Source organism: Microcystis sp. M090S1 (assembly GCF_020246295.1).
GTDB lineage: Bacteria > Cyanobacteriota > Cyanobacteriia > Cyanobacteriales > Microcystaceae > Microcystis > Microcystis aeruginosa.
This window is the reverse complement of record NZ_JADBTF010000235.1, coordinates 1-10,114: the sequence shown is the minus strand read 5'-3', so window position 1 is coordinate 10,114 and position 10,114 is coordinate 1. Positions and strand designations below refer to the sequence as shown.

The 10,114-nt window shown below is 42.1% G+C and carries 8 protein-coding genes; 2 read left to right on the top strand and 6 right to left on the bottom strand.

What is annotated here, in order from left to right; translation table 11 throughout:
* Positions 1-213 precede the first annotated feature (213 nt).
* The 4 genes from IM477_RS10585 to IM477_RS10570 all read right to left on the bottom strand — a co-directional run bounded on the left by IM477_RS10585 (position 214) and on the right by IM477_RS10570 (position 6,549).
* Positions 214-3,000 carry a cation-translocating P-type ATPase gene (locus IM477_RS10585; RefSeq protein WP_287731663.1) on the bottom strand — a complete coding sequence of 929 codons (2,787 nt, stop codon included), beginning with the start codon at positions 2,998-3,000 and terminating at the stop codon, positions 214-216.
* A 253-nt stretch (positions 3,001-3,253) separates the two neighbouring features.
* A complete protein-coding gene (locus tag IM477_RS10580) occupies positions 3,254-4,360 on the bottom strand; it encodes a hybrid sensor histidine kinase/response regulator (protein ID WP_287731662.1) in 1,107 nt (368 codons plus the stop codon).
* A gap of 132 nt (positions 4,361-4,492) precedes the next feature.
* The gene (locus IM477_RS10575) at positions 4,493-4,936 is read right to left on the bottom strand and encodes a hypothetical protein (RefSeq protein ID WP_287731661.1); all 444 of its coding nucleotides are present in this window, start codon (positions 4,934-4,936) and stop codon (positions 4,493-4,495) included.
* Between the two features lie 53 nt (positions 4,937-4,989).
* Positions 4,990-6,549, bottom strand: a complete 1,560-nt coding sequence (locus tag IM477_RS10570) for a hypothetical protein (protein WP_287731660.1) — start codon at positions 6,547-6,549, stop codon at positions 4,990-4,992.
* A gap of 418 nt (positions 6,550-6,967) precedes the next feature.
* On the opposite strand from IM477_RS10570, the gene IM477_RS10565 reads away from it, so the two are divergent.
* A complete protein-coding gene (locus IM477_RS10565) occupies positions 6,968-7,459 on the top strand; it encodes a hypothetical protein (protein ID WP_287731659.1) in 492 nt (163 codons plus the stop codon).
* Here IM477_RS10565 and IM477_RS10560 read toward each other — a convergent pair.
* A complete protein-coding gene (locus tag IM477_RS10560) occupies positions 7,456-8,490 on the bottom strand; it encodes a M42 family metallopeptidase (protein ID WP_287731658.1) in 1,035 nt (344 codons plus the stop codon). The two genes, IM477_RS10565 and IM477_RS10560, sit on opposite strands and share 4 nt — an antisense overlap.
* Between IM477_RS10560 and IM477_RS10555 the strand changes: the two genes are divergently transcribed.
* Positions 8,476-8,601 carry a hypothetical protein gene (locus tag IM477_RS10555; protein WP_256378254.1) on the top strand — a complete coding sequence of 42 codons (126 nt, stop codon included), beginning with the start codon at positions 8,476-8,478 and terminating at the stop codon, positions 8,599-8,601. The two genes, IM477_RS10560 and IM477_RS10555, sit on opposite strands and share 15 nt — an antisense overlap.
* A gap of 3 nt (positions 8,602-8,604) precedes the next feature.
* On the opposite strand, the gene IM477_RS10550 is transcribed toward IM477_RS10555, so the two are convergent.
* Positions 8,605-9,942, bottom strand: coding sequence for a helix-hairpin-helix domain-containing protein (locus tag IM477_RS10550; protein WP_287731657.1), 1,338 nt, complete (start codon positions 9,940-9,942; stop codon positions 8,605-8,607).
* Positions 9,943-10,114 lie beyond the last annotated feature (172 nt).

Sequence of the window (10,114 nt, the reverse complement as noted above, 5' to 3'; positions counted from 1 at the left end):
GTCCTGTAGGGGCGAAGCATTCGGGCAATAACCTATCGATGAAACCGTAGATTTTCTATCCGAATGCTTCGCCCGTACTTTTTGCCGCAAACCCTATATAAGGATCGTAGCTGAAAAAGCCAAACTACGGTTTTCCCTGTGGATGGGGTTTATCAGTTATGGGATTTGAGTTTTCAATTCACTGTTTACTGAACAATGAAAAAAGCCCCCTGATTATCGCCGATGATACCAACGGGTAAATAATTTTTCTAACTCCACCCAAACGAATAATAAGGTACTAAATCCCAAACAGATTAATAATTCTTCTTTAGTTAAAAATTGAGTACCGAAAAAATCCCGCAGGGCAGGAACATAGATTAACATCAGTTGAAAAATTGTCGTCAGGGTTACTGCTACCCAAAGATAGGGATTAGTCAAAGGATTCATTTCTATGGTAAGATGATCGCTCGATCGCACGGAAATGGCATGACCCATCTGAGCTAAACAGAGAGTAGTAAAAACCATAGTTTTCCATGAACCAGTATTACCAAAAAGTGGATCCAAGCGCACAGCGATTAACATTTGAGTGATATTAATAATCGAAAAAATAATCCCAATTCTCACGATATAACTGCCCAAACCGCGAGCAAAAATACTTTCTTGGGGACTAAAAGGAGGGCGACGCATAATATTGGGAGAAGCGGGTTCCACTGCCAAAGCTAAAGCAGGTAAACCATCAGTAACTAAATTCATCCAGAGAATTTGTAGGGGAGTGAGAGGAGTAGCTAAACCCAAAAGAGGCGAAGCAGCGATAGTAATCACTTCCCCGATATTACTGCCGAGAATATATTTAATAAAACTGCGAATATTGTTATAAACCACTCGCCCTTCTTCCGTGGCAGCGACGATGGTGGCAAAATTATCATCGAGGAGAATCATATCACTAGCCTCTTTGGTGACATCGGTGCCGGAGATTCCCATGGCAATGCCGATATCTGCTTGTTTCAGGGCCGGAGCATCATTCACCCCATCTCCGGTCATAGCGACAAATTTACCCTTTTTTTGCAAGGCGCGGACAATGGTTAATTTATGTTCGGGGGAGACACGGGCATAGATGTTAGTTTTGTCAATGATGTTTTCTAGCTGAATTGGTGATAATTTATCTAATTCTCGCCCTGAGATGACTAAAGCTCCCGCTTGGGCAATACCAAGACTTTTAGCCACCGCTAGAGCGGTTAATTGATGATCGCCGGTGATCATGATTGGACGGATTCCCGCTTCTCGACACCTAGCCACGGCGATTCGTACCTCCGGTCGCGCTGCGTCGATCATACCGACCATTCCTAACCAAATTAGCTCATCTTCGCTGATTTCAGTTGATTCTGACGGATAAATCAGGTTTTTGTAGGCTAATCCTAAGACTCGTAAACCCCTGTTAGCCATAGCATTGTTAGCGACTAAGACTTTTTCTTTTTCCCTATCCCCAAAAGGAAGACTTTCTAATCCCGATTGATAGGAGAGACATTGTTCAAGGATTAATTCCGGGGAACCTTTGGTAAATAGTACGGGATTGACTCCTTGACAAATGACCGACATTCGCTTTCTTTGAGAAGAAAAGGGGATTTCAGCGATTCTAGGGAACTCTTGCTTGGTTAGGGATAAATTTAAGCCCGCTTTCGCCCCTAAAACTAATAAGGCTCCTTCCGTGGGATCGCCTAAAATGCTATCGTGACCGTTATCGAGGTCTAAACTGGCATCGTTGCAGAGGATACTGGCAATTAAAAGATGATGTAATTCTAGATCGGTTTTGGGATCGATCGCCTGTTGCTCGGAGTCTAAAAATTGTCCTTTTGGGCTATATCCTTCTCCAGTCACCGAAAAATTGCGATTAATTGTCTCTATCTCCCGCACGGTCATTTTATTTTCCGTTAGCGTCCCAGTTTTGTCGGAACAGATCACATTAACGGAACCCAGGGTTTCTACTGCCGGCAGTTTGCGAATCAAGGCCTGACGTTTGACCATGCGTTGAGTACCTAGGGCGAGAGTCAGGGTGATAACTGCGGGTAATCCTTCGGGAACGACGGCTACTGCCATACTAAGGGAAACTTCCACTAATTCCTCTAGGGCCGACCAACCGGCATTGATCAGGCCGATGGTAATAGTCAGGGCAACTAGAATGAGAGAACCAGCAACAAGGACATTACCCAAGTGAGTCATTCTTTTTTGGAGAGGAGTGGGTTCATTGCCGACTGTTGCTAACATTTGAGCGATTTTGCCTAATTCCGTGGTCATCCCCGTATTGGTAACGATGACCTTGGCCCGGCCTTGCAGTACCTCTGTTCCAGTAAAGACAAAATTTAAGCGATCGCCAAGGGGAGTATCCCTGTCTAAGGGGTCAATGGAGGCGGATTTATTAACACTATTTGCCTCTCCTGTCAAGGCCGATTCGCGAATTTGCAGGTTAAAAGCTTCGATAATTTGGCCGTCGGCGCTGATTTGGGTTCCCGCTTCAATCAGCATGATGTCCCCGGGGACGAGATTAACCGCGTCTATTTCTCTGCGTTGGCCCTCGCGAATAACATTAACTTGGGGAGAGGAGAGTTTTTTTAAAGCGGCCAGAGCTTTTTCGGCGCGACTTTCTTGCAGATAGCCGAGGATACCATTGAGGATGACAATTGTTAAAATAGCGATCGTATCTTTGAAGGGAACACCAATTGTAGCGAGATGACCGCGCTGTAATGCCAGTAAATCTAGTCCCCCGGAAATTATGGCCACGGCAATTAAGAGGAGGAGCATAATATTGGTGAACTGATCCAGGAGAATTTGCCAATTACTGCGCCCTGGACGTTCTTGTAGTTCATTTTTGCCATAATATTTAATTCTTTGGGCGATTTGCTCTCTATTGAGGCCATTAACAGCCGAACTACCGAGGATAGATAGGGTGGTTTCCACCGGATAGGTATGCCAAGGTTGTTGCAAGTTAAGGCTGGAATGGGCAGAATAGTCGGCATTAGCGGCCATGGCAAGTGAAGATAGTTGATCTAAATAGATCTTAGCCGTTTCTTTCCCCGGTAACAGGAAAAAACAAATGCTCAAACTGCCTCTCCCTGCTCCCTTCTCCCTACTTCCATGCAGTCTTAACGAGCAATACTAAATCCGGTTATTAAAGAATGATTATTTATTCCCCCTTTTGCCTATTGCCTTTTGCATGAGTGCCTGTCCTCATAAGTAGCCTATGCTCAACAGATTTAGTATAATGTAGATAGTCAACAGCTTAGCAGGGCAAAGTAAACCAAAATTGTGAACCTTTTTCGTCATTATTCATAATGCCAATTTCACCTCCGTGAGCATGGATAATTTGACGACATAGATATAAACCTAGTCCTAAACTAATCTGATTATTATTGTTGCCTCGTTGATAGCGATCAAATAATTTTTTTCTCTGGGTTTCGCTAATTCCCACCCCATTATCGGCAATACTACACCGGAGATAATTGCCCTCTAGTCTAGCGGATAAAGTGATAATTATCCCCTGGGGATTGTGTTTAAGGGCATTGGCTAATAAGTTCTCAAAAACTCGCCAGAGATGGTGAGCATCGGCATTAACTAAGGGTAAATCGGGGGAAAAATTATTAATTAAAGTTGCTTGATTTTCCCTTAATCTTAACTCCCATTCCTGACTGATCTGTTGACCGATTTCGTAGAGAGATAAAGGCTTTAGTTCTAGGGAAACTCCCCAAAGATCATTTTGTCGGGTTTCGACGAGAGAATCAATTAAAGTTAATTGTCGCTCGCAACTGTTGGCCATCTGTTGTAAAGTCTTCCGGGATACTTCTTTAGTTTCTCCCTGAGAATTTTTAATTAAATTATTTAAGATCATTGACATCCCGATCACGGGATTGCGGAGATCGTGAGAGACGGCATGAAGATAAATTTCTAAAGTTTCCTCAGTTTTTTGACGTTCTTTAATTTCGTTTTGGAGTTGTTTTTTTTGACGAGAAATAGTTAATTGATTTTCAATGCGGGCCATCACTTCTTCCCCTTGAAAAGGTTTAGAAATATAATCAACACCTCCCACTTGAAAAGCTTTGACTTTATCTAAGACATCATCAAGAGCGCTGATAAAAATCACGGGAATTTCTCTGGTTTTTTCATCAGCTTTTAACTGTTCACAAACTTGATAACCATTGAGATCGGGCATATTAATATCGAGGAGGATCAGATCGGGAATTAGCGATCGCACTGTATTCAGGGCCATCTGTCCATTAATCGCTTTGCGTACCTGATATCCCTTCTCGGTGAGCATAATCGACAATAGCCGCACATTATTGGGCAAATCATCGACAATTAAGACACTAGGGCGCGGTGTGAGCTGAGTCATGCCGGTTATCTTATAACTCAAACTGTTTAAATAAAGTGTATAAAAAAACAGGGGCTTGCCGAAAAAGTTTTTCCTGGGGGCAGCCTGTCGGGTGGGACAAGCGAGAAAGTCTCGTTACTCTACAGCGATCGCCTAGGGATTGTTGCCCATAAAAAAAGCACGGAACCCCACAGCAATCAAGGAAGCGATCAAGAGAGTTATTAATGTCCAAATTTGGTTACTTTGGGTTCCTTCCACCTTGATCAGTCGATTATCGATACTATCGGCTTTCTCTGTTAAAGTTGCTAGTCCTATCTTCACATCGGTGACATTTTTCTGTAGGTTGTCTAGCTTTTGCTCGACATTTTTCTGTAAGGTTTCTAGCTTTTGGTCAAAACTTTTTTCGAGATTATCTAGCTTTTGCTCGAAACCTTTTTCGAGATTGTCTAGCTTTTGGTCAAAACCTTTTTCGAGATTGTCTAGCTTTTGGTCAACATCTTTCTGGAAGGTGTCTAGCTTGCGATCAACACTTTTAATACTATCTTTAATTTCCTTGAGGACAGATTCGAGGGAATAGGCAAGGGTTTCTGCTGTCATTGCGGTTAACTCCTATCAGTCGAGAGATAATTTAATTATCGATAAAAATACTCTTAATTCTCCACTTCATTTTTTTCGAGAAATCTCTCCTCATCTTCCAATTTCTCGCTGATTTCCGGCAGTTTTAGCAATAGTCCTGCGAATAACCAATAGTAAACAGAAACTGGCTCGACGGAGAGAGGATAATAGTAGGGGTTAAAGCTAATAAAAAGTAGGAAAATCCAGATACAGAGACCCCAATGCTTTAAAGCAGCATTTTTTACCTTTAAATAGGCTTTAAAGGTGAGAATACAGAGAATTGTCACCAGTGCCATAAAAGCGATAAAACCGACGATACCGATTTCGTAGAGGAGTTTAGCGTAGTAGGTTTCAATTAGTCTTATCCCTTCTTCTCCCGCTAGATGACGAGCGCCACTGCTGGCTGTGCCTAAACCAAAACCAAAAAGCTGTACATAATTGAACATCCACTGCATTTGATTGCCTACAAAGTCAATTGGAGACGAATAGAGCCAGCGATCGAGAAAATTTAGTCCTCTTTCCTGAATAAAGGGATTTAACGTCACCGCGAGCAGGGAAATCAGCCCCAAGATTCCCAATTTTAATGGTAACTTTTGTTTATGTTTGCTAGTAGCAATAAAAAGAACCAAGTAAAACAAAGGTACTAGCAAGAAAGGTATTCTTTGTCCAGAAACCAGAGTCGCAAGGAAGACTAAAACCATTGCTACCCAACCAGCGACGCGCCATCTTTTTTGCGGATCACTAAAACTGGCCGCGTAACTGATGACGCTACTAGATACTAAAAACCAAGCCCATTGCCAAGGATCAGAAAATGTGCCGGGGAGACGAATTAAGCCTCGATCGGGATTATACAAGACTGAACCCCCGACAAAACATTGAGCTTTCAGGCTGGCTTTGTCGGTAATATTCGGATAAAATTCGGTGTCGGATTTCGGGACAAGAACTTCCAGTTGATTGAGGAATTCATTATCAGGACAGATACCTTGGACGAGTAAGAAGTATTGAATTAGAGCTAAAACACAACAGACTAAGATCATCACGATTAAAAGCCGATTAACCACGAATAAATCCCGTTTTTGCTCGATTAGATAGTAGCCACAGAGAACTAGGGGAATATAACTTAGGAGGATTTTTAATCCCACAATTCCCACAGCAATTGATCCTTGGGGCAGATTGACAAAAAGAAAAGTTATCAGGCTGCTGGCAAGTAAAATCAAAGTTGTGATGATAAAAGGCTTGATTTGGGGGCGTAATTGCTTAAAAGTTTTGGTTTTAATTAAAATTGCCGCTAAAGCGGGGAAATAAAAGGCATCCTTGGCGATTTTGTAGAGAAGATGGGATTGATCGTAGCGAACTAGGTTGCCCAATACCTGAAAAACTCTCACCACGGCAAAAGTGACGGTACTACTGAGGGGAAGATAGATGATTAGGGCTAATAATCCCAGACGGGGATGGATAAAAGAAGCGACCATGGCAGGAACTGCCAAAATTCCTAATAAGGCTGCTTTTTTGTCAAATACAATCCCTAAAACTAGACTAATTAGTATAGTGGCGATCGCTAATATAATTAGTAACAGAGAGTTCCTCTCTTTCATTTCGTGCAGCTTGAACAGGTTTAGCAGAAAGTGTACCGGATTTTTGCCGAGATTCTCATTCTCAATGGCGGAGGTGGGGAGCTTTTCAGTGATCAGTAAACAGTGAACAGTAAACAGTAATCAGTGAGGTTCTTTTTGTTTGTGTTAGGCAATAGACGGGGTTATAAGAGATGAAACCCTTATAGAGAAAAACATTTGGCGATTTTTGTCAATTGTTTTCCATCTAGAACGAACTAATCAATTAAGTCTCTTGCCAGATAAGGATGTAGTCTATTTATGCCACCCGATCGAACCCTACCAAGTAACGAAGAACCATCAGTGAACTGAAAACTCACATCTGATACTGATCAAAGTTTCCTTTTGCTTCTTAGCTCTTGCTATACTTATGTAAAATTTTATTTATCTCGATCTTGACTCCGTGGCCGAAAATCCTTCTTTTCAAGACCTTTATCAAGCTGGAATCAGTGCTTTTGAGCGTGGACAATATCGTCTTAGTGTCCAGCAATTAAATGCGGCTTTAGCCTTAATTTCCTTAGGCTCCCGAGAAGGGGGTGAGATTCAAATTTGGTTAATTTCTGCCCATCAAGGGTTAGGAGAGGGGGAGAAAGCTAGTGAAATCTGTAGGCAACTTATTACCCATCCTATCTATCAAATTCGCGAACAGGCCAAGCGTCTGCTTTATATTATCGAAGCTCCCCGTCTCAAACGCCCAGATGAGTGGATGACGAAGATTCCCGATTTAGAGAAACTTCCCGATAGTACACCGCAATTTAAAAAGGGGACAAATAAACAGAAAAAAGAAGAATCCCCCGCACCCATGCAGTTAGAGCAGCATAAAAATACTGTTTTTAGCGGACTGGCGATCGCTATTGTTCTATTGATGCTCTGGTTTTTTGCTAAAAATAGCTAAATTAGTTGACAATAAGCTTTTAATATGCTAATGCAGTTAGCTATGGCTCCTAAATGGGCGATTTCATAACCGTGGGTGTTTTGGGTGGGAAAACCTAAGCAAGCGGCCTTAGCTATATGACCGAATTTCATGGCGATGGAGGCATCGCTACCAAAACCACTAATAATGGCTAATTGCAGCGGTATTCCCGCCTTTTCGGCCGCAATTCGTAATTCTTGATTTAATTCCTCATCATAGATACCGTAACCATCCTGAGACAATAAAACAGGATTGCTGCCATCCTTAATCGGATATTCAGGAGCGAGGGGACAGATTTCTAGGGCAATTAAAGCATCTAAGCGGTTATTTGCGGTAAAAAATAAGGCCCCTAAGGCTCCTACCTCCTCCTTAGCTGAGGCAACCAGATATATATCCACCGCGGGGTTAATTACTCTGGCCGCTAATGCTAAAAGAATCGCCACGGAAGCTTTATTATCAAGGGTATAACTGGCAATGTAGTCTTTTAGTCGAAAGGGTTGTTTTCGGTGTTTTCCCACCACGACTCGACTACCGACGCGCACCCCGCAACCGTCTAATTCTTCTGGAGTCAATTTCGTCTCTATCCATGCGGATTCCCAGGTGACGGGAGTATTTTCCTGCTGCACTTTTTGCGGGGATTGATGGGAAATATGACGGGAACCAAAGGAGAGAATTCCCGATCTGGTTTCCCTATCACCGATAATATCCACCACTCCCTCCCCGTAAATCCAAGGAAAAGCTCCCCCGAGTTGGCGAATTTGCAGAGTACCATCGGGATTAATTGCTTTGATAATAGCACCAATTTCGTCTTTATGACCAGTAATAGCAATTTTTTTGGTCGAATCTCGTCCTCTAATTTTGCCGATGACATTTCCCGCTTGATCTTGCCATGTTTCTAATCCTAACTCTTGAAAGCGTTCTAGTAAAAAGCGATCGATTTCCGTTTCCATCCCACTAGGAGAATGATGGAGGACAAGAGTGGCAATAGTGTCAAAGAGGTGATCAAAATCCATATTTGTCTTGATTTGTGGGTCGAAAGAGAATTATTATCGAAACAGGAAATCGAGAAGGTTTTACAGGAACAATATTGGCGCAGCCATGGCTCTTGGGTGATTGCCAGTTAGCATTTAATGATTAATCAAAGGTGCAGAATTAGCCAGAAAACCCGCAAGTTTCAGAGACTCTAGCACCGAATTGTCATCCTCTACCCAATAGTTTTTTCCTAAACGCACAAATTGACGCTGAGTTCCCGCACCAATGGTGGCAATAACGGGAACTTTTGCCTTTTGTTTGTCTCCCGATTGCAGAATACTTTTGAGAAGATTTTGACGATTTTGGTTGACGAGATCTTGCAGCGATAAATTAACCATCACCATTTTAATGGTTTCGATCGGTTCCGCATCTTCGATAATTAATTGTACCCGATCATCTCGGCGATCAACTTTTCCCCACACCATTAAAGTTGCTTCCTCCACTAATAATTTTTGCAGACGTTCGTAGGTATCGGAAAAAACCACCGCTTCCGATTGTCCCGAGGCATCTTCTAGGGTTAAAAATGCCATCGGAGTACCTTTTTTGGTCATAATTTTCTTGACGGCATTTAATAAGACAATTGCACTAACTTTTTTTCTGGTTTTGTGTTCTTCTAAGTCAGCTAAATTGATAGGAGATAGGACTTGAGCGGCTCTTTGTAAAGCTTTTAAAGGATGTTCGGAAACATAAAAACCCAAATGTTCTTTTTCCAGTTTTAACTTTTCCTGTAGGGAAAAATCTTCTACTGCGGTTGCACTGGGAGACTGTTCAAACTCGGATTCTTGTTTATTTTCTGTGTTACCTCCTAGCATATCAAAAATATTCATTTGACCACTTTCTTTCTCTTTGGTGCGTTTTTGCGCCCAAGCAACTACTAATTCTAAATCTTCAATTAATTGATGGCGATTGGGTTGAATTTTATCAAAAGCACCACAATAAATTAGCGTTTCTAAAGCTCTTTTGTTGACCAATCGTAAATCAACACGCTCGCAAAAATCCCCTAAAGAAGTAAACTTTCCTCCCGCAGCTTCCCGGGCTTTTAAAATAGCCTCGATCGCATTTTCGCCCAGATTTCTAACTGCGGACAAACCAAAGAGAATTTTGCGTCCAATCGGGGTAAAATGTTTTTGCGATCGATTGATGTCGGGAGGTTCGACATCGATATTCATTTTCTGACAGTTTTCTCGATACTTTTCCACCTTATCCTGATTATCGCTACTAGCAGTTAGTAACGCTGTCATATATTCCACAGGATAATTAGCTTTTAAATAAGCGGTTTGATAGGTGACGTAAGCATAAGCGGTAGAGTGAGATTTATTAAAACAATTGGAGGCAATTAACCCGTTGCCCAGCAAAAAATTATGATCTTTCTCCACACCAATATCGTAAACGGGTTTTCTTCCCAAGTATTGACGACCGATAATTTTAACCATATTAGTAACTCAACTTTCCAGAGATTTTGGCAACGGTGCTAATGGGACTTAAACAAATTTCAAGCCCAAACAAAGCCTAAACTGGCTTTGTAAGCGGCAAAAACATCCCGATTCTCGGTCAGCCACTCAAAGAAACGGAAAGACATCGCTGTCCGAAAAGCTTCCAAGGCTT